This is a genomic window from Micromonospora purpureochromogenes (genome assembly GCF_900091515.1).
Classification (GTDB): Bacteria; Actinomycetota; Actinomycetes; order Mycobacteriales; family Micromonosporaceae; genus Micromonospora; species Micromonospora purpureochromogenes.
In genome coordinates, this window is record NZ_LT607410.1 from 2,489,730 (window position 1) to 2,514,899 (window position 25,170).

Consider the following 25,170-nt stretch of genomic DNA (forward strand, 5'->3'; position numbering starts at 1 on the left):
TTCCCCGGTGCCAGGCGCACGATCAGTCTCCGGGGCCGCGGCCTCGGGAGGCGAAGCGGGAGCGGATGGGGATCTGGCGGTACGACGGCACGGCGTCGTCCGACGAGCAGGGTCGCAGGACCGAACGGAACTTTCAACCAGTGGGGGTCGACATGGGGGAGCTACGCGGCACGCACGTGCCGGTGCTGCTCGAGAGGTGTCTCGAGTTGCTGGCCCCCGCGCTGGACCGGGGTGACCGGACGGTGCACGTCGACGCGACGCTGGGGCTGGCCGGGCACGCCGAGGCGGTGCTGGAACGGCACCCGCGCACGGTGCTGATCGGCCTGGACCGGGACACCGAGGCCCTCGCCCACGCGCGGGTCCGGCTGGCCCGCTTCGCCGACCGCATCCACCTGGTGCACGCCGTCTACGACGAGCTGCCCGAGGTGCTGGCGGGGCTGGGCTACCCGGGCATCGACGGGATCCTGTTCGACCTGGGGGTCTCCTCGTTGCAGCTGGACGCGCCCGACCGCGGGTTCGCGTACGCCCAGGACGCGCCGCTGGACATGCGGATGGACCAGACCCGGGGGGTGACCGCCGAGGAGGTGGTCAACACCTACTCGCACCCGGACCTGGCCCGGGTGCTGCGGGTCTACGGCGAGGAGAAGTTCGCCGGGCGGATCGCCTCGGCGATCCTCCGGGAGCGCGAGCGCGGCCGGATCACCTCCTCGGCCCGGCTCGCCGAGCTGGTCAGGGAGAGCATTCCGGCACCAGCCCGACGAACGGGTGGACACCCGGCCAAGAGAACGTTTCAGGCTTTACGGATCGAGGTAAACAGGGAGCTGGCAGCGCTGGAGACGGCGCTGCCGGCCGCTCTGGACAAGCTCAACGTGGGCGGCCGCATGGTGGTCCTGTCCTACCACTCGCTGGAGGACCGGCTCACCAAGCAGGCGCTCGCCGACCGGGTCCGCAGTAAGGGCCCGGTCGACCTCCCGGTGGAACTTCCCGGGTCGGGCCCGACGTTCCGGCTGCTCAGCCGGGGCGCCGAGCTTGCCGGGGAGGCGGAGGTCGCCGTGAACCCGCGCGCCGCCTCGGTGCGCCTGCGGGCCGCGGAGCGACTCGACCCGGCCACCGAGCAGCAGGGGCGGACCGACCGCGAACGGTACCGCCGCCGGGTCAAGGCGATGCACCAACCGGGGACGGGGTCGACGGCGGGTTCCTCAGTGGACCGTGGGTCGGCGCCGGGGGACGGCAGAGGGACGGACGAAGAGGGGGAGGGGACATGAACGTCAACAAGCGCGACGGCCGGGAGGCCGTCGGGCAGCGCGCACCGCGGTCGGGGGCCGGACCGCGGCGCAGCGCACCACGCGCGGCGACAAGCCGGCGGACCTCGCCGGCCGGCAGGGGGAGACTCGCGCCCGGGGGGCGCGCGAGTTCCCGGTCCAGGGCAACGCCGCGCTGCGGCCGGCCGAGAAGGTCGCCGACACCACGGCCGCCCGGCCCCGGCTGCGGGTCGCTCCGCCGCCGCCGGTGCGGGTGCCGCGGGCGCCGTTCGCGGCGCTGATCGTGGTGCTGGTCGTCGGCGGGGTGCTGGGCATCCTGGCCGTCAACACGAAGATCAACGAGAACGCCTTCAAGCTCCAGCAGCTCCAGCAGCAGCAGGCCCGCCTCGACGTGGACGAGCAGCAGCTGAACAAGCAGATCGAGGAGGCCAAGGCGCCGGGCAACCTGACCGCCGAGGCGCGCAAGCTCGGCCTGGTCGAGGCCGGTGAGCCGGCGTACATCCGGCTGCCGGACGGCAAGGTGATCGGCGTGCCGCAGCCCGCCGACGGGCAGCCGGCGATCACCAGCCAGCAGGGCAACGGGGGATAGCAGTGCCGCCGAGATCGGACGAACCGCGCCGGGACCCCACCACGGGCTCCCGGCGCGGCCCGTCCCGGGCCGGCCGGGGCGGGGACCCGCGTACCGGCGAACCGGGGATCGGCGGGATCTCCGACGCCCGGGCGTACACCCCTCGGGGCCGGACCATCCGGGAGAGCGGCGAGGAGCGGGCCGGCGGCCGTGAGGAGCGGGCCGGCCAGCGGCGTACCCCCCGGGCGGGCCGCTCCGGCGACCCGTTCCGCCCGGCGTTGCAGGTGCTCGACGGCGGCCGGGCGGGAGCCCGCGCCGGGCGACGGGACGCCGCCCCGGTCGCCCGGGCCGGCGTCATCCGCACCGTCCCGACCCGGCCGGCCTGGACCGACGACGACGAGGAGGAGCTGGCGCCGCCGCGCCGCCGGAACGGCGGACGCACGCCGCGCCGGCCGGAGCGTCCGGCGGCCCGCCGCCCCGCCCGCAAGCCGCGCCGACCGCCGAAGCTGGCCGAGCCGCGCCGCCGGCTGCGGCTGGGCACCATGCTGGTGCTGGCGCTCTTCGTCACCATCGGCATCCGGCTGGTCTTCCTCCAGGCGGTCGACACCCCGGCGTACGCGGGCGGGGGCATCGACTCCCGGCTCACCCGGGTCGACCTGCCCGCCCCGCGCGGCGCCATCGTCGACCGCACCGGCGCGCCGCTGGCCCGCAGCGTCGAGGCCCGGTACGTCTTCGCCGACCCGACCCAGGTCAAGGACCGGCCGGCCACGGCCCGGCTGCTCTCCCCGCTGCTCGGCGTGCCCGCCTCCGAGCTGGTCGAGAAGATGAAGCGGCGCGGCCTGCCCGGCGGCGGCGAGTCGCAGTTCCAGTACCTGGCCCGGGGCGTCGACATCCCCAAGGCCAAGCAGATCGAGGCGCTCGACCTCGCCGGCATCGGCACCCACCGCGACGAGCGGCGCGAGGTGCCCGGCGGCGACCTCGCCGCCAACCTGGTCGGCTTCGTCAGCCAGGACATGAACGGCCTGGAGGGGCTGGAGGCGCGCTACGACGACGTGCTCCAGGGCAAGGACGGGCGGCGCGTCTACGAGGCGGGCCAGGGCGACCTGGACGCCCCCATCCCCGGCGGCTACAGCCAGACCACCCCGGCCAAGCCGGGCAGCTCGCTGGTGCTCACCATCGACCGGGACCTGCAGTACCAGGTGCAGCAGGTGCTCGGCCGGCAGATGGCGCAGACCCGGGGCAGCGTCGGCGCCGCCGTGGTGCTGGACGTGGCGACCGGCGAGGTGCTGGCCCAGGCCAGCCACCCCAGCTACAACGCGGCCAACCCGGAGCCGAGCCGGCCGACCGACCGGGAGGACGCGGCGACCAGCTTCGTGGTCGACCCGGGGTCGGTGCACAAGGCGATCACCTTCGGCGCGGCGTTGCAGGAGGGGGTGGTCACCCCGGACACCACGCTGCCCATCCCCAACACCGTCACCAAGGGCGACACGACCTTCGCCGACACCCACCCGGCGAACGGCCGGCGGATGAGCCTGCCGGGGATGATGGCCTTCTCGTCCAACGTCGGCACCATCGAGATCGCCCACGAGCTGGGCCGGGACCGGCTGATCGACTACCAGAAGCGGTTCGGGCTGGGGCAGCCCACCGGCGAGGGGATGCCGGGGGAGGCCTCCGGGCGGCTGCTGCCCGCCGACGAGTGGAGCCTGTCGTCGTACGGGTCGGTGCCGATCGGGCACAGCGTGGACGCCACGCCCCTGCAGATGGCCGCCGCGTACGCCACCATCGCCAACAACGGCACGTACGTCCAGCCGCACCTGATCAAGGAGGTGATCAGTGGGGCGGACGGGAAGCGTACGCCCGCCGGGCCGCCGGTCACCCGACCGGTGCTCAGCCCGGCCAACGCCGCCGCGCTGCGCACCATCCTGGAGGCGGTCACCACCGTCGAGGGGGCGACCGGCGTGGCCGCGGCGGTGCCCGGCTACCGGGTCGCCGGCAAGACCGGCACCGGCTGGCGGCTGGTCGAGGGCGAGAAGCAGCCCGGCGAGGTCGGCTCGTTCATCGGGATGGCCCCGGCGGAGAAGCCCCGGTACGTGGTGGCGGTCTTCGTGTGGAGCCCCGGCGGCGAGGGCGGCACGGTGGCCGCGCCCGCCTTCCGCGAGATGATGGGCTTCACGCTGCGGCATTACCGGGTTCCCCCGTCGGGCGGCAAGGCCCCCAAGTTCGAGGTCTTTCCGCACTGAACAGCCACGGCGGGACATCATCGGTGAGTGGGGACGAACCACCGGGGCGGCTGTGCGCTCGAAACCGGACGACCGGGTAGGGTCTGACGCCGTGCCCGGCAATCCACGTCCCCGTACCGTGCCCGGAGTCCGGCTCGGCGACCTCGCCGCCCGGCTCGCCGTCGCGCCGCCGGAGGCCGCCGCCGACGTGGCGGTGACCGGGGCGACCCACGCCAGCCAGGAGGTCCGCCCCGGCGACCTGTACGCCGCGCTCCCCGGGGCCCGCCGGCACGGCGCGGAGTTCGCCGCGGCCGCCGCGGCCGCCGGCGCGGTGGCCGCGCTGACCGACCCGGCCGGCGCCGCCGCGGTGACCGAGGCCGGCCTGCCCGCCCTGGTGGTGCCCGACCCCCGGGCGGTGCTCGGCGACCTCGCCTCCGCCGTCTACGGCGACCCGACCGAGGGGCTGACCGTGATCGGGGTCACCGGCACGGCCGGCAAGACCTCGACCGCCTACCTGGTGGAGTCCGGCCTGCGCGCCGCCGGGTACACCACCGGCCTGATCGGCACCGTGGAGACTCGGCTCGGCGATCTGGTGATCGACAGCGTGCGGACCACCCCGGAGGCGACGGACCTGCACGCCATGCTCGCCGCCGCGCGCGAGCGCGGGGTGACCGCGCTGGTCATGGAGGTCTCCAGCCACGCCCTGGCGATGGGGCGGGTCGGCGGGGTCCGGTTCACCGTCGGCGGCTACACCAACTTCGGCTCCGACCACCTCGACTTCCACGCCGACTCGGCCGACTACTTCGCGGCCAAGGCGCGGCTCTTCGACGGCCGCTGCGCCTTCGAGGTGCTCAACCTCGACGACCCGGCGCTGCGCCCGCTGTTCAAGCCCGCCACGGTCAGCTACTCGGCGGCCGGCGACCGCGCGGCCACCTGGTGGGCCGACGAGGTCGATGGCGAGGGGTACGCCCAGCGCTTCACCGTCCACGGCCCGGACGGCCTGGCACTGCCCGCCGGGGTGGCCCTGCCCGGCCGGCACAACGTGGCCAACGCGCTGCTGGCCATCGCCAGCCTGGTGGCCGCCGGGGTCGACCCGGCGGTCGCCGCCGAGGGGGTGGCCGCCTGCGGCGGCGTCCCGGGGCGGCTGGAGCTGGTCAGCGCGGCCGGTCCGGTGCGCGGCGTGGTCGACTACGCGCACAAGTCCGACGCCATCGTGGCCGCCCTGGCCGCGCTGCGCGAGCTGAGCGCGGGTCGGCTGATCTGCGTCATCGGCGCGGGCGGTGACCGGGACCGGGGCAAGCGGCCGGTGATGGGCGCCGCCGCGGCGCGGGGCGCCGACGTGGTGCTGGTGACCGACGACAACCCGCGTACCGAGGACCCGGCCGCGATCCGGGCCGAGGTGCTCGCCGGGGCGTACGGGGCCGGCACCCCCGCCCGGATCATCGAGGCCCCGGGCCGGCGGGCCGCCATCGCCGAGGCGGTCCGGCTCGCCGAGCCCGGCGACGTGGTGGCCCTGCTCGGCAAGGGCCACGAGCGTGGCCAGGAGGTCGCCGGCGAGGTGCACCCGTTCGACGACCGGGTGGAGCTGGCGGAGGCGCTCGGCGCCCGCTTCGGGGACCTGGCGGGTCGACGGTGATCCCGCTGAGCCTGGCCGAGGTCGCCTCGGCCGTCGACGGCCGCCTCGTCGGCGCCGACCCGGCGGCCCGGGTCACCGGCCCGGTCGAGTTCGACTCGCGCAAGGTCACCGCCGGGGCGCTCTTCGTCGCGTTCCCCGGCGAGAAGGTCGACGGGCACGACTACGCCGCCGGCGCGGTGGACGCGGGCGCGGTGGCGGTGCTCGGCACCCGCGAGGTGCCCGGGGTGCCGATGGTGCTGGTGGGAGACGCGCTGACCGCGATGGGCCGGTTGGCCCGCGCGGTGGTGGACCGGCTGCCGCAGCTCACCGTGATCGGGCTGACCGGCTCGTCGGGCAAGACCACCACCAAGGACCTGATCGCCCAGCTCACCGTCCGGCTCGGCCCGACGGTGGCCCCGCCCGGCTCGTTCAACAACGAGCTGGGGCACCCGTACACCGCGTTGCAGGCCACGCCGGAGACCCGCTTCCTGGTGATGGAGAAGGGCGCCCGGGGGATCGGGCACGTGCGCTACCTGTGCGACGTGGTGCCGCCGCGGATCTCCGTGGTGCTCAACGTCGGGGTCGCGCACATCGGCGAGTTCGGCTCGGTGGAGAACATCGCCCTGGCCAAGGGGGAACTGGTCGAGGCGCTGCCGGCCGACGGGCTGGCGGTGCTCAACGCCGACGACCCGCTGGTCGACGCGATGGCCGCGCGTACCGGCGCCCGGGTGGTCCGGTACGGCGAGGCCGCGCACGCCGACGTCCGGGCGGTCGACGTGTCGCTGGACGACCGGGGCCGGCCGTCGTACACGCTGCTCACCCCGGAGGGGAGCGCGCCGGTGCGGCTCGGGCTGACCGGCCGGCACCAGGTCTCCAACTCGCTGGCCGCGGCGGCGGTGGCCCGCGAGCTCGGGATGCCGCCGGCCGAGGTGGCCGGCGCCCTGGGCGAGCTGGGGCTGGTCTCCACCCGCCGGATGGACGTCTTCGACCGGTCCGACGGGGTGACCGTGATCGACGACTCGTACAACGCCAATCCGGCGTCGACGGCGGTGGCGCTGCGCGCGCTTGCCGGCATGCGCCGCGAAGGGCGTATCTTTGCCGCGCTCGGCTACATGGCCGAGCTGGGCGACTTCGAACGCGACGGGCACCGGGAGGTGGGCCGGCTCGCGGCGGAGCTGGGCGTGGACCGGCTGCTCGTGGTGGGTGAGCCGGCGGCGCCGATCCACGAGGGCGCGACAGCGGTAAGTGACTGGGGAGGAGAGTCGGTGCTGCTCACCGATCAGGCGGCGGCCGTCGAGGTGCTGCGCAGAGAGCTACGACCGGGCGACGTCGTCCTGGTGAAGGGCTCCCGGTACCGCACCTGGGAGGTGGCCGACGCGCTGCGCGCCGAGGCTGCTGGAAACGGGGTCGCCGCATGAGGGCGGTCATCATCGCCGTCGGCGTGGCGTTCCTGATCTCGCTGCTCTGCACCCCGATCGCGATCAAGGTGTTCACCCGGCTGAAGGCCGGGCAGCCGATCCGGGCCGAGGGCCCGGCGATGCACCAGGGCAAGAAGGGCACGCCGACGATGGGCGGCGTGGTCTTCATCCTGGCCACGGTGATCGCGTACGTCGCCGGTCACCTGGCCCTGACCACGCTGCCGGACGCGCAGATCGCCCAGGTCGAGCCGACCATCACGGCGCTGGTGCTGCTGGGGCTGATGGTCTTCTCCGGCGCGGTCGGCTTCATCGACGACTTCCTCAAGGTCCGCAAGCGGCACAGCGGCGGTCTCAACAAGCGCGGCAAGCTCGCCGGGCAGATCCTGGTCGGCGCGATCTTCGGGGTGGTGGCGCTCTACTTCCCGAGCACGATGACCGACGCCAGCGGCGCGGCGACCAACACCGAGACCGTCGGGGCCACCACGCTCAGCTTCATCCGGGACATCCCGGCGCTGGAGATCGGCAAGATCGCCTCGGTGATCGTGATCATCTTCGTGGTGATGGCGGCGACCAACGGGGTGAACCTCACCGACGGCCTCGACGGCCTCGCCACCGGCGCCTCGGTGATGGTGCTGGCCGCGTACGCGTTGATCGCGTTCTGGCAGTACCGGCACTGGTGCGCCGACCCGACCTACACCGCCAACCCGAACAACTACTGCTACGCGGTCCGGGATCCGCTGGAGATCGCGCTGATCGCCGGGGCGGCCGCCGGCGCCTGCGTCGGCTTCCTCTGGTGGAACACCTCGCCCGCCCGGATCTTCATGGGCGACACCGGCGCGCTCGGCCTGGGCGGTCTGATCGCCGGCATGGCGATGTCCACCCGCACGATCCTGCTGCTGCCGATCATCGGCGGGCTGTTCGTGATCATCACCATGTCGGTGGTGATCCAGATCATCTCCTTCCGGACCACCGGCAAGCGGGTGTTCCGGATGTCGCCGTTGCAGCACCACTTCGAACTCGCCGGCTGGAGCGAGGTCAACATCGTGGTGCGGTTCTGGATCATCGCCGGGATCGGGGTCGCCATCGCCCTCGGCCTGTTCTACAGCGACTTCCTGGCCAGCATGGGCTGAGTCGCCCGCACCATCGGCCCCGACCGGGTCGGCGAACGCCGGCCGGGCCGCGCCGCGACCGTCGCGTACGGGGGTCCCTCATAGCCGAGGGACCCCCGTTCCGCATTCCGACACGCCGACCGGGCCGAACGGCGCGAACGGGCCCGGAGAAGCGGCGATGATGGGCTCGTGGGGGAGGACCGAGGCAGCACCGGCACGACGACGACGACGGCGGAGACCCAGGCGCGGCGGGTCGCGGGCGCGGGGCGTACCGCCGACCCGCCGGCGGCGATCGCCGGCCTGGACGCGGCCGGCGGCCTGGCGGCGCTGCGCGGCCTGCTGGCCCGCCCGCTGGCCTCCTACTACCTGCTGCTGTCCAGCGCCGGCCTGCTGCTGCTGATCGGCCTGACCATGGTCTTCTCGGCGACCAGCGTGAAGGACTACGCCGAGGCCGGCGACGCCTCGGCGTCGGTGACCAAGCAGGCCGTCTTCGCGGTGATCGGCATCGTCGCGTTCTGGGCCTGCCAGCGGTTCCCGGCCAGCACCTTCCGCTCGCTCGGCCGGCCGGTGCTGGCCGCGGCGGTGGTGCTGCTGCTGGTGCTCAACCTGCTGCTGGCCCTGGACTCGCTGTTCCGGATCACGGCGCTCGGCCCGCTGCGGGCCAACCTGCTCTGGCTCTACCTCGGCCCGATCCAGGTGCAGCCCTCCGAGCTGGCCAAGCTCGCGCTGGTGCTCTGGGGCGCGCACGTGATCGCCCGCAAGGGCGCCGCGCTCGGCTGGTGGAAGGAGCTGGCCACCCCGCTCTTCCCGGTGGTCGGGCTGCTCTTCGTGCTGGTCGGCTACAACGACCTGGGCACCATGCTCTGCCTGCTGGCGATCGTGGTCGGGCTGCTCTGGGCGGCCGGGGTGCGAATGCGGGTGTTCGCCGCGCTCTCCGCGGTGGGCCTGCTCGGCATCGGCCTGCTGGTGGCCGTGGCCTCGCTCGGCGCCGGCTCCGGCGCGGCCGGCGAGGAGAACTACCGGCTGGCCCGGTTGACCTCGTTCATCAGCCCGCCCGACCCGGCCACCTGCCTGGAGACCGGCTGCTGGCAGCTCGTCCAGGCCCGCAACGCCATCGAGCACGGCGGCTGGTTCGGCGTCGGGCTGGGTAAGAGCAGCCTCAAGTTCGGCTGGTTGCCGGCCGCGCACAACGACTTCATCTTCGCGGTGATCGCCGAGGAGCTCGGGGTGGTCGGCTGCACCGTCATCCTGGTGCTCTTCGCCGTGCTCGCCTACACCGGGCTGCGCGTCGCCCGGCGGGTCGAGGACCCGTTCCGCCGGCTCGCCGCCGCCGCGATCACCGCCTGGCTGGTCGGCCAGGCCGTGATCAACGTCGGTGGCGTGATCGGCCTGCTGCCGCTGACCGGCGTGCCGCTGCCGTTCATCTCCGACGGCGGCAGCGCCCTGGTCGTGACGCTGGCGGCGGTCGGCATCCTCGCCTCGTTCGCCCGCGCCGAGCCCGACGCCGCGCGAGCCCTGCATGCCCGTCCACCCGCCCGGTGGGTCCGACTACTCTGGGCCCCGTTGCCGCCGCTTCCCGGCCGGCGCCGCCGCCCGGCGACGCCACCGGCTGCCCGAGGGTCCGTGCCCCGGTCGCGAGCGCGGCGGGAGGACGACCAGGCCGCACCGCGCGGTGGCCGGCAGGGCCGGACCCGGGGCGGGACGGCGAGCGAGAGGAGACGCTGATGGGTCCGCTGCGTTCGGTGGTGCTCTGTGGAGGCGGTACGGGTGGCCACATCTACCCGCTGCTCGCCTTCGCCGACTGCCTGCGCCGACACGACCCGGGCGTCCGGATCACCTGTCTGGGCACGCCGAAGGGGCTGGAGAACGAGCTGATCCCGCCGGCCGGCTACGACCTGCGGCAGATCCCGGCGTACCAGCTGCCCCGCTCGGTCAACATGAGCCTGGTGCGCACCCCGGACCGGATGTGGAAGGCGGCCCGCGCCGCGGGCAAGGTGATCGACGAGGTGCAGGCCGACGCGGTGGTCGGCTTCGGCGGGTACGTCTCCGTCCCCGGCTACCTCGCCGCCTGGCGCCGCGAGCTGCCGATCGTCATCCACGAGGTGAACGTGCCGCCGGGCGTGGCCAACCGGCTCGGCATGAAGTTCACCAAGAACGTCGCGGTGGGCTTTCCGCACCAGCCCGCGCAGGCCGAGTCGCTGCGCGACGCCCGGGTGGTCGGCGTGCCGCTGCGCCGGGGCATCGCCGGGCTGGACCGGGTCGCCATGCGCAACGCCGCCCGGGCCCACTTCGGACTCCGCCCCGACCTGCCGGTGCTCTTCGTCGCCGGCGGCTCGCAGGGCGCCCGCTCGATCAACCTGGCGGTCTCCGGCGCGGCCAAGGAACTGGCCCGCAACGGCGTGCAGGTGCTGCACGTGATCGGTGCCCGCAACGAGCCGGTGCCGATCCCCACCGACCTGCCGGTGCCGTACGTGACCCTGCCGTACCTGTCCGAGATGGAGCTGGGCTACGCCGCCGCCGACCTGATGCTGGGCCGGGGCGGGGCGATGACCTGCGCCGAGGTGGCCGCCATCGGCCTGCCCACCATCTACGTGCCGTACCCGCACAGCAACCAGGAGCAGAAGCGCAACGCGCTGCCCGTGGTGGAGGCCGGCGGCGGGCTGCTCGTCGACGACGCCGAGCTGACCCCGGACTGGCTGGAGCGGACGGTCATCCCGCTGGTCCGCGACCCCCGCCGGCTCGCCGCGATGGGTGCGGCCGCGGCCGGGTACGGCCGGCGCGACGGCGATGTCGCGCTGCTGAACTTCGTCTACGAGGCGGTGGCCCGATGACGTCGGCCACCGCGACGGGAAGGTACCTGGCATGAACACCGCGCAGTTCACCCCGGCCGGCACGCTCACCGCCGAGGACCTGGGCCGGATCCACCTGATCGGGGTGGGCGGGGTCGGCATGAGCGGCCTGGCCCGGCTCTTCCTCACCCGTGGCCTGCCGGTCTCCGGCAGCGAGCTGCGCGAGTGGCCGTCGCTGGCCGGGCTGCGGGCGCTCGGCGGGACGATCCACATGAGCCACGAGGTGAGCAACCTCGACGGCGTGGACACCGTGGTCTACTCCTCGGCCATCCCCCAGGACCACCTGGAGATGGTCGAGGCCCGCCGGCGCGGCCTGCGGGTGTTGCACCGCTCCGAGGCCCTCGCCGCGGCGATGACCGGTCGCCGGACGGTGGCGGTCGCCGGCACCCACGGCAAGACCACCACCACCTCGATGGTCACCATGGTGCTCCAGCAGGCCGGCACGGACCCGTCCTTCGTCATCGGCGGGGAGATCTCCGAGGTCGGCTCCGGCGCGCACCACGGCACCGGCGAGTACTTCGTGGTCGAGGCGGACGAGAGCGACCGCTCGTTCCTGATCTACCGGCCGTACGTCTCGATCATCACCAACATCGAGGCGGACCACCTCAACACCTACGGCGACCTGGCCAACCTGGAGGCGACCTTCGCCGAGTTCGCCCGGCTCACCGACCCGGACGGCTTCATCATCACCTGCGCCGACGACCCGGGCGGCCGCCGGCTGGCTGAGACGCTGCGCGCGGAGGGCCGCCGGGTGCACACCTACGGCCTGTCTCCCGACGCCGACCTGCGGCTGGACGACATGGCCTCCACCGCGCAGGGCGTGCGCTTCCTGGCCGGGATCGACGGCCACTCGCTGGGCGAGATCCGGCTGCCGGTGCCGGGGCGGCACATGGGGCTCAACAGCGCCTCGGCGGTGCTCACCGCGTACCTGCTGGGGCTGCCCGTGGAGGCGGCCGAGGTGGCGCTGGGCGCCTTCCCCGGCGTACGCCGGCGCTTCGAGCGCAAGGGCGTCGCGGACGGCGTGCTGGTCTACGACGAGTACGCGTACCACCCGACCTCGATGACGCTGGCGTTGCAGACGCTGCGCGAGGTGGCCGGGGACGGCCGGCTGATCGTGGTCTTCCAGCCCTACCGGCTCTACCGCACCCGGGACCTCCAGGCGGAGATCGCCGCGGCGCTGGGCATCGCCGACGAGCTGGTGCTGCTGGAGGTCTTCGGGCCGGGCGAGCTGCGCCAGCCGGGGGAGGGCTCCGCGGCCCTGGTCGAGGCGGTGCCGCTGGACGCCGCGAACAAGGTGTTCGTCGACTCCTGGGAGGACGCGCCGGTCGAGGTGGCCCGGCGGGCCCGCCCCGGCGACGTGGTGGTGACCATGGGCGCCCCGCCGATCTCCCTGATGGGGGACCAGCTGATCGACGCCCTCACCGCGCGGGCCTCCGGCGGCGCCGCCGACCCGACGGCCCTCGGCGTGGCCGTCGACCCGGACGGCGCGGCCTCCGCCGCCGGATGAGCCCGGGTCCGGCGCGCGGCCGTACCGCCGGCACGGACGGCGGCGGCCCCCGGCGCAACCCGGTCCGGCGCTGGCAGCTCGTCCGGGCCGGCAGCGACGCCGTCCCGCCGTCCACCCGGCGGTTCATGGCCCGGGCGCGGCAGCGGCGGATGCGGGCGGCCCTGCCCTGGGCCGTGGCCGCCGCGGTGCTCGCCGTGGCCACGCTGGTCGCCTGGACGGTGCTCGGCACCGGGCTGCTCGGGGTCCGCGAGGTGCGGGTGGTCGGCGCGGAGCTGGTCACCCCGGTCGAGGTGCGGGAGGCCGCGGGGGTGCCGGACGGCGTCCCGCTGGCCCGGGTGGACCTGGCCGCGACCGGCCGCCGGATCGGCGCGCTGGCCCCGGTGGAGCGGGCCACGGTCACCCGGGACTGGCCGGGCACCCTGGTGGTGACGGTGGTGGAGCGGACCGGGGTCGCGGCGGTGCCCCGGGACGGGCAGTTCGTCGTGCTCGACGCCGACGGGGTGGTGTTCCGGACGGTGCCGCGCGCCCCCGACGGCCTGCCGGTGGTCCGGCTGGCCAGCCCCGGCCCGGACGACCCGGGCACCCGGGCCGCGCTGGAGGTGCTGGCGGTGCTCACCCCGCCGCTGCGCGCGGAGCTGACCGAGCTCACCGTGCAGGGGCTGGCCCGGATCAGCCTCACCCTCCGTGGCGATCGGACGGTCGTCTGGGGTGACGCGACTCGGGGGGCGGACAAGGCGCGGGTGGCCACCGCGCTGTTGGGTCGCAAGGCCGACACGATCGACGTCAGCGCGCCCGACGTGGTCACCTTCAAGTGATACCGGCACGCCGGACGTGAGCCGTCCCGCCAATGGCGGCGACACGCCGGGCAGGTCCTTGGCTCTCGGCGTGGGGGCGCTTACGTTGCCCGGAAGAGGATCAGTGGTTGACATAACTGTAAGCCTCTAGTAGAGGGTGAGGGTTTATTCCTGATCCTCTGTGGTGACAGCTGTCGTCGACCGTCGGTCTGGCCACGCCGTACCCGGTCGGGGCGATGCCAATCTCGAAGGGAAAGGACCGGAGATGACACCTCCGCACAACTACCTGGCGGTCATCAAGGTCGTCGGCATCGGGGGCGGCGGCGTCAACGCCGTCAACCGGATGATCGAGGTTGGGCTCAAGGGCGTCGAGTTCATCGCGATCAACACCGACGCCCAGGCGCTGCTGATGAGTGACGCCGACGTCAAGCTCGACGTCGGCCGGGAGCTGACCCGGGGCCTCGGCGCCGGCGCCAACCCGGACGTCGGCAAGAACGCCGCCGAGGACCACCGCGACGAGATCGAGGAGGTGCTCAAGGGCGCCGACATGGTCTTCGTGACCTGCGGCGAGGGCGGCGGCACCGGCACCGGCGGCGCGCCGGTGGTGGCGAACATCGCCCGCAAGCTCGGCGCGCTGACCATCGGCGTGGTGACCCGGCCGTTCTCCTTCGAGGGCAAGCGCCGCCAGGTGCAGGCCGAGTCCGGCATAGACGAGCTGCGCAACCAGTGCGACACGCTGATCGTCATCCCGAATGACCGGCTGCTGGCGCTCGGGGACCGCAACATCTCCATGATGGACGCCTTCCGCACGGCCGACCAGGTGCTCCTCTCCGGCGTCCAGGGCATCACCGACCTGATCACCACGCCGGGTCTGATCAACCTGGACTTCGCCGACGTCAAGAGCGTGATGAGCGGCGCCGGCAGCGCGTTGATGGGCATCGGCAGCGCCCGCGGCGAGAACCGCGCGGTGGAGGCGGCCGAGGCGGCCATCTCCAGCCCGCTGCTGGAGCAGAGCATGGACGGCGCGCGGGGTGTGCTGCTCTCCATCGCCGGCGGCTCCGACCTGGGCCTGTTCGAGATCAACGACGCGGCCCAGCTGGTCACCGACGCGGCGCACCCGGAGGCCAACATCATCTTCGGCGCGGTCATCGACGACGCGCTCGGCGACGAGGTCCGGGTCACCGTCATCGCGGCCGGCTTCGACGGGGGCACGCCGTCGTACAAGGCGGCCGAGGCGCCGCGCAAGACCAACCAGAACCAGCCGGCGCCGCAGAACCCGCCGGTCGCGCCGTCGACCACCCTGCCGGCCCAGCAGCAGTCGCCGCGCCGGGTGCTCTTCGACGACGTGGACGTGCCCGACTTCCTCAAGAATGGTTCCTGAGCTCCGCCGATGACCGACGAACCAGCCACGGTACGGCCCGACCGGCGTGCCGAACTCGCGGCCGGGCTGGCCCGGGTCCGCACCCGGATCGCCGACGCCTGCGCCGACGCCGGACGGGACCGCGCCGAGGTCACCATGATCGCGGTCACCAAGACGTACCCGGCCGGCGACGTCGTCGCGCTGGCCGGGCTCGGGGTGACCGACGTGGGGGAGAACCGCGACCAGGAGGCCGCGCCGAAGGCGGCCGACGTGGCCGCCGCCGGGGTGGCCGTCCGCTGGCACTTCATCGGCCAGCTGCAACGCAACAAGGCCCGCTCGGTGGTCCGCTACGCCGACGTCGTGCACTCGGTGGACAGCGTCCGGCTGGCCCGGGCCCTGGCCGCGGCCGCGGCCGCCGGCCGGGACCGGCCACTGGACGCGCTGGTGCAGGTGAGCATCGACAGCGACCCGGCGCGCGGCGGCGCGCTGCCGGACTCGGCCGACCCGGACCGCGGCCTGGGCCCGGTGGCCGAGGCGCTGGCCGGGGCCGACGGCCTGCGGCTGGCCGGGCTGATGGCGGTGGCGCCGCTGGGCTGGGAGCTGGAGCGGGCGTTCGCCCGGCTCGCCGAGGTGGCGGCGCGCTTCCGCGACCGGCACCCGGAGGCCACCGCGCTCTCCGCCGGAATGAGCGGCGACCTCGAAGCGGCCATCAAATACGGCGCGACACATGTCCGCGTCGGCAGCGCGTTGCTCGGAATGCGTCCCACGCTGCGGTAGCCTGACCGCGGTAGAAGCAAATTACATCTGTGTTGTTTGAGGGAACGGCGTCCCGTTGTCGGGGGCCACGGCGGGCGGCCGCGAATCGCCTGTCGGGGGATTGCCGATCCGATCCGGTGGGCATGGATTGTCCATTCGTGATCAGGCGACACGGCACGGGGGTGCGTGCCGCACGGCGGACGGAAGGGCGCGGGATGGGTGCACTGCGCAAGGCGGGGGTCTGGCTCGGTCTCGTCGAGGAGGATGACGAGCGGGCCTACGACGACGGCTATGACAAGCCCGGCTACCGCGACTCGCGGTACCGGTCGAGCCGGTACTCCGAGGAGTTCGCCGACGACGAGGACGAGTCGGAGGAGCCGCCGGCGCCGCGCCCGCGGCTCGGCGAGCGGGGCCGGCTGAGCGAGCGCGGCGCGGGCCGGGCCCTGGAGGCCGACCGCTCCGACGACGATCGTCCGGAGCGGGTCGAGCGGTCCAGCGTCCGCTCGATCACCCGGTCCGGTGCGGGGGAGACCTCGGGTGCGTTGACCTACCACACCCGGGACAACCTGGCCCTGGCTCCGCAGACCCAGTCGCGCGAGCGGGCGGTGGTCGCCGAGGAGGAGCAGCGTTACCAGATCACCACGCTGCACCCGACCACGTACCGGGAGGCGCGCACCATCGGCGAGCACTTCCGCGACGGCGTTCCGGTGATCATCAACCTCACCGAGATGGACGAGGCGGACGCCCGCCGACTGGTGGACTTCGCCGCCGGGCTGGCGTTCGGTCTGCGCGGTACGATCGAGCGCGTGACCAACCGGGTGTTCCTGCTCTCACCGGCCAACGTCCAGGTCACCGCGGAGGACAAGGCCAAGATTGCTGAGGGCGGCTTTTTCAGCCTGAGCTAAGTCCGCCCGACCAAGGGACGTCGCCTGCCGTGTTGTCGATCGTGCTCCAAGCGCTGTACCTGCTCCTGTACCTCTTCCTAATTGTGCTGTTGGCCCGATTCGTTCTCAGCGCCGTACTGCAGTACGGTCGCCGGTGGCAACCGGGACGCGGGGCATCGGCGGGACTGGAATCCGTGTGGAGCGTCACTGATCCGCCTCTCAAGGCGTTGAGGCGTGTGATCCCTCCACTGCGAATTGGTACCGTGAGCATCGACCTGGCCTCCCTTGTGCTCCTGGTTATCCTGTTCGTGCTGATGGAGTTCGTGTTGAAGCGGTTGATCATCGGATGAACGTCCGGTGGCCCAGCCCGCTACGCGGCCGCAACTGACCCGAGGAGTTTCGATGCCGCTGACCCCGGCCGACGTCCACAACGTCGCCTTCAAAAAGCCGCCGATCGGCAAGCGGGGGTATGACGAGGAGGAGGTCGACGCCTTCCTGGACGAGGTCGAGCGCGAGCTTGCCCGTCTTATCGAGGAGAACAACGAGCTGCGCGCCCAGGTGGAGCGCGGCGGCCGTGGTGGCGCTCCCGCCGGCCCCGGCGGCGACGCCCGTCTCGCGGCGGAGCTCAACGACGTCAAGGCCCAGCTCGACCGGGTGCAGCGCGACAAGGCCGCGGCCGAGCAGGCCGCCCGGGCCATGCAGGCCGAGCTGGAGCAGGTCCGGTCCGCTGGTGGCCCGGCCGGCGGCGGCGACGGCGAGCAGCAGGCGCTGCGCGTGTTGATGATGGCCCAGCGCACCGCCGACGACCACGTGTCCGACGCCCGCCGCGAGGCCGACCAGCTGCTCTCCGAGGCCCGGTCCAAGGCCGAGGAGGTCACCCGCGAGGCGCGCGCCAAGGCCGACGCCCTCGAGCGGGACGCCCGCCAGCGGCACCAGGAGGCCATGGGCGGCCTGGACGCCAAGCGCACCGCGCTGCAGAAGCACATCGAGGAGCTCAAGCAGTTCGAGCGCGAGTACCGCACCCGGCTCAAGGCGTACCTGGAGAGCCAGCTGCGGGACCTCGACGGCCGGGGCCAGGGCCTGGAGGCCGAGATGACCCGCACCGAGGGCAGCCGCGCCGCCACCGGCAACGGGCTGGCCGCCGCGAGCCTCGCCGGCTCGTACGGCGGCGGTCGCTCCGGCGCTCTCGAAGCCGGTCGCTGATCCACGGTCGGCGGCCGTCGCCCGACGGTCGTCGACCGCGCCACACCGACACGACGCGGCGGGGGTGAGCCGTGATAGTCGCAAGTCTGCTGCTCATCCTCGTCGCGGTCGTACTGCTGGTGGTCGGTCTCGCTGACGGCTCCAGCACCCTGTTGATCAGTTCCATCGCGGCCAGCCTGTTGGCAGCCGTCGCGTTGGTCGCGGGCGCCCGCCAGGTGGCCGCCACCAAGGCGACGACGGACCGGCCCGGGCCGCGCGCGGGCCGGGGCTTCGCGGGTACGCCCCGCGGCACGACCCCGCCGGAGCCCTACGCCCCGGTGGAGTCGGAGATCCCCGTCCAGCACGTTCCCACGACGAGCGGCACCGGTGGCGACGGGTGGCGGCAACCGCCCGAGCCGCCGGTGACCGGCGACGCCGACCCGTGGGAGCCGCAGGCCGAGAGTCCGTGGGACTCCGACAGCGTGGCCGCGCGCCGCGCACCGGACGCGGACCCGGCGTGGCAGGCCACGTCGACCGCCGGGCGGTCCCGCGACGTCGACGACGCCGGCCCGTGGGACTCGGTGAGTCCGGCGCCGGGCCCCTGGCGCGACGGGGCGGCCGGCGGCTGGGCGGCGGAACAGGCCGAGGTCGACGACGAACCGGAGGCCCAGGACGTGTCCCCCGCCGACGCCGCGTGGGTGGCCCGGCTCGACACCGAGGTGCGGGTGGTCGACGGCCGCCCCCGCTACCACCTGCGCTCCTGCCTCCATCTGCTGGGCCGGGACGACGAGCCGCTGCCGGTCGCCGAAGCGGTCTCGCTCGGCTTCACCCCCTGCGCGGACTGCGCGCCGAACACCACCCTGCTCGCCGACACCCGACCCGGCTGAGTCGCGTCGATGCCCACCGGGGACCCGCTCACCGTGGCGGTACGCGTCAAGCCCGGCGCCTCCCGCGCCCGCGTCGGCGGCCGCTTCGACGGCCCGCACGGCCCCGCGCTGGTGATCGCGGTGAACGCGCCGGCGGTGGACGGGCGGGCCACCGAGGCGGCCCGGAAGGCGCTGGCCGGCGCGCTCGGCGTACGACCGGCCGCGGTGTCGCTGCGCACCGGCGCGGCCAGCCGCGACAAGCTGTTCACCGTCGAGCGTCCCACCCCCGGGTTGACCGACGTGCTCCGCCGGCTGCGCGACGGATCGGACGGGTGAGGGCGCTGCGGGTCGGTGGCCCGTGACGGCGGGGCTGGACCTCGCGCTGCTGCTCGGCGCCGCCGTCCTGCTGGTGGCGATCGGCGCGGTCCGCTTCTCGACCCGCCTCGGCGTACCGAGTCTGCTGGTCTACCTGGCGCTCGGGGTGGCGATCGGGGAGGCCGGCCTCGGCATCCGCTTCGACGACGCCGAGCTGACCCGGGTGCTGGGCTTCTGTGCGCTGATCGTGATCATCGCGGAGGGCGGGTTGACCGCCCGGTGGAGCACCCTGCGCCCGGTGCTCGGGTTGGCCGCCGCCCTGTCGACGGTCGGGGTGCTGGTCAGCATCCTGGTCGTCGGCCTGGTGGTGCACCTGCTGCTCGGCCTGGACTGGCGGCTCGCCCTGCTCTACGGCGCGGTGCTCTCCTCCACCGACGCGGCGGCGGTCTTCGCCACGCTGCGCCGGCTGCGCCTGCCGCCCCGGCTGGTGGCCACGCTGGAGGCCGAGTCCGGGATGAACGACGCCCCGGTGGTGATCCTGGTGGTGCTGCTCTCCCGCGGCGCCGAGGGCGGTCACCCGTGGTGGTACGAGGTGTTCCTGGTCGGCTACGAGCTGGGCATGGGGGCGGCGGTCGGGCTCGCCGCCGGGCTGACCGGCCGCTTCGCGCTGCGCCGCGCGGCGCTGCCCTCGTCCGGGCTCTACCCGATCGCCGCGGTCGGCTTCACCGTGCTGGCGTACGCGGCCGGGGCGGTGCTGCACGCCTCCGGCTTCCTCGCCGTGTACGTGGCCGGGGTGCTGCTCGGCAACGCCCGGCTGCCGCACCGGCAGGCCATCCTCGGCTTCGCCGACGGGCTGGCCTGGCTGGCCCAGATCGGGCTGTTCGTGCTGCTCGGGCTGCTGGCCACGCCCAGCCGGCTGGACGCGGCGGTGCTGCCGGCGGTGGTCGCCGGCCTGGCCCTGCTGCTGCTGGCCCGGCCGCTGTCGGTGCTGGTGGCCGCGCTGCCGTTCCGGGTCAACCTGCGCGAGCAGGCGTTCCTGTCCTGGGCCGGGCTGCGCGGGGCGGTGCCGATCGTGCTGGCCACCATCCCGCTCTCCGAGCGGGTGCCCGGGGCGGACCGGCTCTTCGACGCGGTCTTCGTCCTGGTGGTGATCTTCACGCTGTTGCAGGCGGGGACGCTGGCGCCGGCGGCCCGCCGGTTGCGGGTGACCGCGCCCGCCGAGCTGGCCGAGATCCGGGTGGAGACGGCGCCGTTGGAGCGGATGCGGGCGGACCTGCTCCAGTTGGAGGTGCCGCCGGGGTCCCGGCTGGCCGGGGTGCACGTCGACGAACTGCGGTTGCCGGTGGGTGCCTCGGTGACCCTGGTGCTGCGCGACGGGGCGGGTTTCGTGCCCGGCCCGGACACCCGGCTCAAGGCGGGCGACAGCCTGTTGATCGTGGCGACGGCCGGGGTGCGGGACGAGGTCGAGCGGCGGCTCCGGGCGGTCAGTCGGCGGGGTCGACTGGCCAGGTGGTTTGGCGAGTACGGCGAGGATCGGGATGGCTGATCTGCTAGCGTTCCCTTTGCCCCAATTAGGGCTTACTAGGGGCTGAATAGCGGCACGACGGTGCGCCACGTTGTCGGACGCCTGTACGTTCCGTATTCTTGCCAACCTCCGGAGTGCGCGGCCGACGTTGCCGTGCGCCCGTTTCGTTACGTGGGGGACGCCAGGCCGGTGACCCCTGTCCGGACACCGCCGACCGCCGCGTTACGCGGCTGAGGGAGCTGACGATGGCGAAGCCAGCCGACACCAGGACCGCCGGCCGCAAGGCTGCGGTGAAGGCCACCCGCAGCGCGGCGGAGACCGAGAAGATCCGGGCGGCCCTGGCGGCCCGACGGGACGAGCTGCGAGCCGAGTACGATCAGACGCTGAGCGAGATCACCGAGCTGCAGCGCGACCGGCTGACCGACTCGGCCGGGGACGACCAGGCCGACACCGGCACCAAGACGTTCGAGCGCGAGCAGGAGATCTCCCTCGCCAACAGCATCCGGGAACGGATCACGCAGGTCGAGCGGGCCCTGGAGCGCCTCGACGAGGGTGGCTACGGGTGGTGTGAGCGGTGCGGGAACCCGATCCCGGTCGAGCGGCTCGCCGCCTTCCCGTCGGCGACCCTCTGCGTGACCTGCAAGCAGCTGGAGGAGCGGCGCTGACGTCCGCTCCCCGGTGACAAACGCGAGACGGTGAACCGCTCACCGTCGGACAGTCGATGGGGAGTCGATGACCACAGCACCGACCGCCGGATCCGGCACCGCTGAGCCGGGCGACGGTACGCCTCGCCGCAAGGCGGTCGTGGTCCTGGTCAGCATCGCCCTCGCGGCCCTGCTGGCCGACCTGTTCACCAAGCACCTCGCGCTGGTGACCCTCGACGACCGGGGTCCGGTACGCCTGCTCGGCGGCGCCGTCTACCTGACCCTGACCCGCAACAGTGGGGCGGCCTGGAGCATCGGCGCCGACCACACCTGGGTCTTCCCGCTGATCACCATCGGCGTGGTCGGCTGGATCGTCTGGATGGCGGTACGGCTGCGGTCCCTGCCCTGGGCGGTCTCCCTCGGCCTGGTGCTGGGCGGCGCGCTGGGCAACCTCACCGACCGGATCTTCCGCGCCCCCGGCCACTTCGTCGGGCACGTGGTGGATATGGTCAGCCCCTTCGACCCGTACGGGCAGGTCTGGCCGGTGTTCAACCTGGCGGACAGCGCGCTGGTCTCCGGGGTGCTCCTCGCCGTGCTGCTCGAACTGACCGGCCGCCAGCGCGACGGCAGCCGGGCCGGTGCGCCACGCGCCGCCGAGAACGCCGCCGCCGGCGACCGGGACGCCGCCGGCGCCCAGCCCCGGGAGCGGGCGTGACCTCGGCCTTCGCCGCCGGTGGCGGTGACCAGCGTTCCCTGCCCGTCCCGGACGGGCTCGACGGCATGCGCCTGGACCAGGCGGTGTCCCGGCTCTTCGGGCTCTCCCGTACCGCCGCGGCGGCCCTGGTCGACGCCGGAGACGCGCTGGTCGACGGGACCGCGCGGCCCAACTCGCACAAGGTGAAGGCCGGTTCCTGGCTGGAGGTGACCCTGCCCGCCCCGGTCGCGCCGCCGACCGTGGTGCCGCAGGCGGTGCCGGGTCTGGACGTGGTCCACGCCGACGACGACATCGTGGTGGTGGACAAGCCGGTCGGCGTGGCCGCCCACCCCAGCCCCGGCTGGACCGGGCCGACCGTGATCGGCGGCCTCGCCGCCATCGGGCACCGGATCTCGACCAGCGGCGCCGCCGAGCGGCAGGGCGTGGTGCACCGGCTCGACGTCGGCACCACCGGCATCATGGTGGTGGCCAAGAGCGAGCAGGCGTACACCGCGTTGAAGCGGGCGTTCAAGTACCGCGAGGTGGAGAAGCGCTACCACGCCGTGGTGCAGGGGCACCCCGATCCGCTGCGCGGCACCATCGACGCCCCGATCGACCGGCACCCGCACCACGACTACCGCTGGGCGGTGGTCTCCGGCGGCAAGCCGAGCATCACCCACTACGACACCATCGAGGCGTTCCCGGCGGCGAGCCTGCTCGACGTGCGCCTGGAGACCGGCCGCACGCACCAGATCCGGGTGCACTTCTCGACGCTGCGGCACCCCTGCGTGGGCGACATCACCTACGGCGCCGACCCCACCCTCTCGGCCCGGCTCGGGTTGGGCCGGCAGTGGCTGCACGCCCGGTCGCTGAGCTTCCTGCACCCGCGTACCGGCGACGAGGTGACCTTCGTCAGCGAGTACCCGGACGACCTGGCCCGGGCGCTGGCGATCCTGCGCGACTGACCGCACCGGTCGAGCCGACCGAACCGCACCCGATCCGAGCCGACAGGGGGCCCGCGCCGGTGAGCGCCGCCGTACCGCCACCGGCCGACCGGCCGACACCGCCGGTGGGCCGGCCCGGCCGTGCCCGGCCGCGCTGGCTGACCTCGGCCGCGCTCGCCGCGGTGGGGGCGGTGCTGCTCACCGCCGGCTGGGCGGGGCGCCGGGAGGAGCCGGTCGGCGACCGCACGGTCGGCGAGGTCACCCGGGTCGGGGTGCGGCCGGGCGACCGGATTCCCGAGTACGTGCGCGCCGCCGCGGCCGAGCTGGCCGCGTTGCCGCCGGCCGATTCGCCGTCCGGGACGTACGCGCTGGTCTCGTTCACCGGGTACCTGGCCCCGGGGGAGTTGCCCGGGGTGCTCGCCGACGCGCCGGCCTCCGAGGTGGTGACGCGGGTGCCGCTGCCCGGTCGGCAGACCGAGGTGGTCCGCCTGGCGGCGCAGCTGCTGCCGCAGGACGTCGTCGCCGGGATGGCGGGGGTGGCCGAGCGCAAGGACCGGGAGGCCGCCGACCAGCGCGCCCGCGCCGCCGGCACCGCCGAGGGCGAGCTGCGCCGGGTGTACGCCACCGGCGCGGAGGTCGCCGCGCGGGAGGCGCGGGCGTACCGGGCGGGGTGCGCGTGCGTCTACGCGGCGGTGGTACGCGCCGACCCGGTCGTACTGCGGAGGCTGGCCGGCCGTCCCGGGGTGCGGGCGGTGGACCCGGCCCCGGAGGTGCGCCGGCTGGACCGGGCGGTGGTCCTGCCGCCGCTGCCCGAACAGCGGGACGTGGTGCGACCGCCGGCCGACACCGCGCTGGAGCCCGCGTCGGTGGGCGTTTCGTCGGAACAGGCACGGGACGTGATCGATCCCTCACCCGGCGGATCGGCCGGCTCGCGGGCACCCACACCCCCTCCGACCTCGCCGGACACCGGCGGCGGGGGTGCACCGGCGCCGGGCGGGTGAGGATTGCCCATGGGGGATGTGCGGGGACAGGTGTGGTCCGAATAGGGTTTCGTTCGTAGCCTGTCAGGCGGAGATCGATGGGCGGGGAGGGCGAGCCTTGGACGGCACCGAGACCGGCTGGGGTCGGTCGGCCGAACCGGCACCGCGATGGCGGGCCTTGCTCGACCGTGCCCGGCTCGGCGGTCGCGGCGGCGAGCCGGCGGAGGCCGACCACCGCCCCGAGGAGCCGCCACCGGCGCGCGAGTCGCTGCCGCGGCGCGGCCCGGGCACCGGCTGGTCCGGCCGGGCCTCTGCCGCCGTGCCGCCCGTCGAGCCCCGGTACGGCGCCGACCCGGGCTACCGGGCCGAGGCGACCTACCGGGTCGACCCGGCGTACCGGGTGGAGCCGTCGTACCAGCCCGAGCCGTCGTACCAGCCCGAGCCCTCGTACCAGCCCGAGCCGTCGTACCAGCCGGAGCCGGCCTACCGGAGTGAGCCGGGGTACCCGCCGGAGCCCTCGTACCGGGCCGAGCCCGGTCCCCCGCCCGAGCCGACGGCGGAGTCCCGCTACGCGTTGCTGGACAACGGCTACCGGCACGACCCGCCGCCGGTCGAGTCGCGGTACGCCCCGCTGCTCGACGACGGCTACCGACCCGGCTACGCCCCGGCCGAGCCGGCGTACCCGCCGCAGCCGTCGTACCGGCCCGAGCCGACCTATCCGCCGGAGCCGGCCGTGCCCGCCGAGCCGGCGTACCCGCCGGCGGTGACCGCCGACCGGGGCTATGCGCCGGCGCGGATCGAACCGGCCCGGATCGAGTGGCGCCCGCAGGCCCCGCAGGACGAGCAGGAGCGGGCCGCCGGCGTGCTGCGCCGCGACCTCGGCACGCCCCGGGTGCTCGCCTTCGCCAACCCCAAGGGCGGGGTGCACAAGACCACCGCCACCGTGCTCGCCGCGGCCACCGTCGGCAGCGTCCGCGGGCGGGGCGTGCTGGCCTGGGACGACAACGAGCTGCGCGGCACGCTCGGGCTGCGCGCCGGCAGCGCCCGGCACGCCCGGACGATCCGGCACCTGATCAGCGACCTGGCGCACATCGAGATCCGCGAGGGCGCCGAGCTGCTGGAGTCCCTCGACGACTACCTGCGGCACGCCTCCGACGGCTCGTACGACGTGCTGGCCGGCGAGGAGAGCCCCCGGTTCGCCCAGCGGCTGGACCAGTTCACCGTCAAGCGGGTGCTGGAGCTGCTGCGCCGCACCCACGACGTGGTCTGCGTGGACACCGGCAACAACGTGGAGAGCGCCAACTGGCGCACCGTCATGCACGCCGCCGACCAGTTGGTGGTGACCACCGTGCCGCGCGAGGACGCCGCGTTCAGCGCGGACTGGATGCTGGACCTGCTGCACGAGGAGGGGATGGGGGAGCTGGCCGACAACGCGGTCACCCTGATCTCGTGCCCGACGCCCGGCCGCTCCCAGCTGCAGGACGACCTGGAACGGCACTTCGCCACCCGTACCCGGGCCGTCGCCGTGGTGCCGTACGACCCGGCGCTGGAGACCGGCTCCTCGATCGAGTACCACCAGCTCCAGCCGGAGACCCGGCAGGCCTGGCTGCGCGCCGCCGCGGTGATGCTGGAGCCGTTCGCCCGCTAAGAGGCTGTCGGGGCTGTCCGACCACCGGCAC

Annotated in this window: 21 protein-coding genes and 2 pseudogenes; all 23 read left to right on the plus strand. The window is 74.3% G+C overall.

Annotated elements, in window-relative coordinates:
* Positions 1–152 precede the first annotated feature (152 nt).
* The 23 genes and pseudogenes from rsmH to GA0074696_RS11750 all read left to right on the plus strand — a co-directional run bounded on the left by rsmH (position 153) and on the right by GA0074696_RS11750 (position 25,139).
* Positions 153–1,265, plus strand: a complete 1,113-nt coding sequence (gene rsmH, locus GA0074696_RS11640; RefSeq protein ID WP_088964506.1) for a 16S rRNA (cytosine(1402)-N(4))-methyltransferase RsmH — start codon at positions 153–155, stop codon at positions 1,263–1,265.
* Positions 1,262–1,851 (plus strand): annotated as a pseudogene (locus GA0074696_RS11645) (hypothetical protein). Before rsmH ends, GA0074696_RS11645 begins: the two are co-directional and overlap by 4 nt.
* A gap of 2 nt (positions 1,852–1,853) precedes the next feature.
* Positions 1,854–4,070, plus strand: coding sequence for a peptidoglycan D,D-transpeptidase FtsI family protein (locus tag GA0074696_RS11650; RefSeq protein WP_088961119.1), 2,217 nt, complete (start codon positions 1,854–1,856; stop codon positions 4,068–4,070).
* Positions 4,071–4,122: 52 nt separating this feature from the next.
* Complete coding sequence (locus tag GA0074696_RS11655; protein WP_088961120.1) at positions 4,123–5,685, plus strand: UDP-N-acetylmuramoyl-L-alanyl-D-glutamate--2,6-diaminopimelate ligase; 1,563 nt, start codon at positions 4,123–4,125, stop codon at positions 5,683–5,685.
* On the plus strand, positions 5,682–7,082 hold the full coding sequence (locus tag GA0074696_RS11660; protein WP_088961121.1) for a UDP-N-acetylmuramoyl-tripeptide--D-alanyl-D-alanine ligase: 1,401 nt from the start codon (positions 5,682–5,684) through the stop codon (positions 7,080–7,082). Before GA0074696_RS11655 ends, GA0074696_RS11660 begins: the two co-directional genes overlap by 4 nt.
* Entirely contained in the window at positions 7,079–8,212 is a 1,134-nt protein-coding gene (gene mraY / locus GA0074696_RS11665; protein ID WP_088961122.1) for a phospho-N-acetylmuramoyl-pentapeptide-transferase, read from the plus strand. The genes GA0074696_RS11660 and mraY overlap by 4 nt, the downstream gene beginning before the upstream one ends.
* A gap of 297 nt (positions 8,213–8,509) precedes the next feature.
* Positions 8,510–9,916: an FtsW/RodA/SpoVE family cell cycle protein gene (locus GA0074696_RS11670; protein WP_088964507.1), complete on the plus strand. Its 1,407-nt coding sequence runs from the start codon at positions 8,510–8,512 to the stop codon at positions 9,914–9,916.
* A complete protein-coding gene (murG, locus tag GA0074696_RS11675; RefSeq protein ID WP_088961123.1) occupies positions 9,916–11,022 on the plus strand; it encodes an undecaprenyldiphospho-muramoylpentapeptide beta-N-acetylglucosaminyltransferase in 1,107 nt (368 codons plus the stop codon). The genes GA0074696_RS11670 and murG overlap by 1 nt, the downstream gene beginning before the upstream one ends.
* 31 nt (positions 11,023–11,053) lie before the next feature.
* Complete coding sequence (murC, locus tag GA0074696_RS11680) at positions 11,054–12,547, plus strand: UDP-N-acetylmuramate--L-alanine ligase (RefSeq protein WP_088961124.1); 1,494 nt, start codon at positions 11,054–11,056, stop codon at positions 12,545–12,547.
* Positions 12,544–13,362, plus strand: coding sequence for a cell division protein FtsQ/DivIB (locus tag GA0074696_RS11685; protein WP_088961125.1), 819 nt, complete (start codon positions 12,544–12,546; stop codon positions 13,360–13,362). The genes murC and GA0074696_RS11685 overlap by 4 nt, the downstream gene beginning before the upstream one ends.
* 244 nt (positions 13,363–13,606) lie before the next feature.
* On the plus strand, positions 13,607–14,722 hold the full coding sequence (gene ftsZ / locus GA0074696_RS11690; protein WP_088961126.1) for a cell division protein FtsZ: 1,116 nt from the start codon (positions 13,607–13,609) through the stop codon (positions 14,720–14,722).
* A 9-nt stretch (positions 14,723–14,731) separates the two neighbouring features.
* Entirely contained in the window at positions 14,732–15,478 is a 747-nt protein-coding gene (locus tag GA0074696_RS11695) for a YggS family pyridoxal phosphate-dependent enzyme (protein ID WP_088961127.1), read from the plus strand.
* A gap of 194 nt (positions 15,479–15,672) precedes the next feature.
* Positions 15,673–16,362, plus strand: coding sequence for a cell division protein SepF (locus GA0074696_RS11700; RefSeq protein ID WP_088961128.1), 690 nt, complete (start codon positions 15,673–15,675; stop codon positions 16,360–16,362).
* Between the two features lie 29 nt (positions 16,363–16,391).
* Positions 16,392–16,691 carry a YggT family protein gene (locus GA0074696_RS11705; protein ID WP_088961129.1) on the plus strand — a complete coding sequence of 100 codons (300 nt, stop codon included), beginning with the start codon at positions 16,392–16,394 and terminating at the stop codon, positions 16,689–16,691.
* Between the two features lie 52 nt (positions 16,692–16,743).
* A complete protein-coding gene (locus tag GA0074696_RS11710) occupies positions 16,744–17,544 on the plus strand; it encodes a DivIVA domain-containing protein (RefSeq protein WP_088961130.1) in 801 nt (266 codons plus the stop codon).
* A gap of 617 nt (positions 17,545–18,161) precedes the next feature.
* A pseudogene (locus GA0074696_RS31760) lies at positions 18,162–18,410 on the plus strand (hypothetical protein); the annotation flags it as partial.
* Positions 18,411–18,419: 9 nt separating this feature from the next.
* Complete coding sequence (locus GA0074696_RS11720) at positions 18,420–18,725, plus strand: DUF167 domain-containing protein (protein WP_088961132.1); 306 nt, start codon at positions 18,420–18,422, stop codon at positions 18,723–18,725.
* A 22-nt stretch (positions 18,726–18,747) separates the two neighbouring features.
* The gene (locus tag GA0074696_RS11725; RefSeq protein ID WP_088961133.1) at positions 18,748–20,250 is read left to right on the plus strand and encodes a potassium/proton antiporter; all 1,503 of its coding nucleotides are present in this window, start codon (positions 18,748–18,750) and stop codon (positions 20,248–20,250) included.
* A gap of 224 nt (positions 20,251–20,474) precedes the next feature.
* Positions 20,475–20,894, plus strand: a complete 420-nt coding sequence (locus tag GA0074696_RS11730) for a TraR/DksA family transcriptional regulator (protein ID WP_088961134.1) — start codon at positions 20,475–20,477, stop codon at positions 20,892–20,894.
* A gap of 67 nt (positions 20,895–20,961) precedes the next feature.
* The gene (gene lspA / locus GA0074696_RS11735) at positions 20,962–21,588 is read left to right on the plus strand and encodes a signal peptidase II (RefSeq protein ID WP_088961135.1); all 627 of its coding nucleotides are present in this window, start codon (positions 20,962–20,964) and stop codon (positions 21,586–21,588) included.
* Positions 21,585–22,532 carry an RluA family pseudouridine synthase gene (locus GA0074696_RS11740; protein ID WP_088961136.1) on the plus strand — a complete coding sequence of 316 codons (948 nt, stop codon included), beginning with the start codon at positions 21,585–21,587 and terminating at the stop codon, positions 22,530–22,532. The genes lspA and GA0074696_RS11740 overlap by 4 nt, the downstream gene beginning before the upstream one ends.
* Positions 22,533–22,591: 59 nt before the next feature.
* Complete coding sequence (locus GA0074696_RS11745; RefSeq protein WP_231925335.1) at positions 22,592–23,512, plus strand: hypothetical protein; 921 nt, start codon at positions 22,592–22,594, stop codon at positions 23,510–23,512.
* Between the two features lie 97 nt (positions 23,513–23,609).
* Complete coding sequence (locus tag GA0074696_RS11750) at positions 23,610–25,139, plus strand: MinD/ParA family ATP-binding protein (RefSeq protein ID WP_088961137.1); 1,530 nt, start codon at positions 23,610–23,612, stop codon at positions 25,137–25,139.
* Positions 25,140–25,170: the final 31 nt, after the last annotated feature.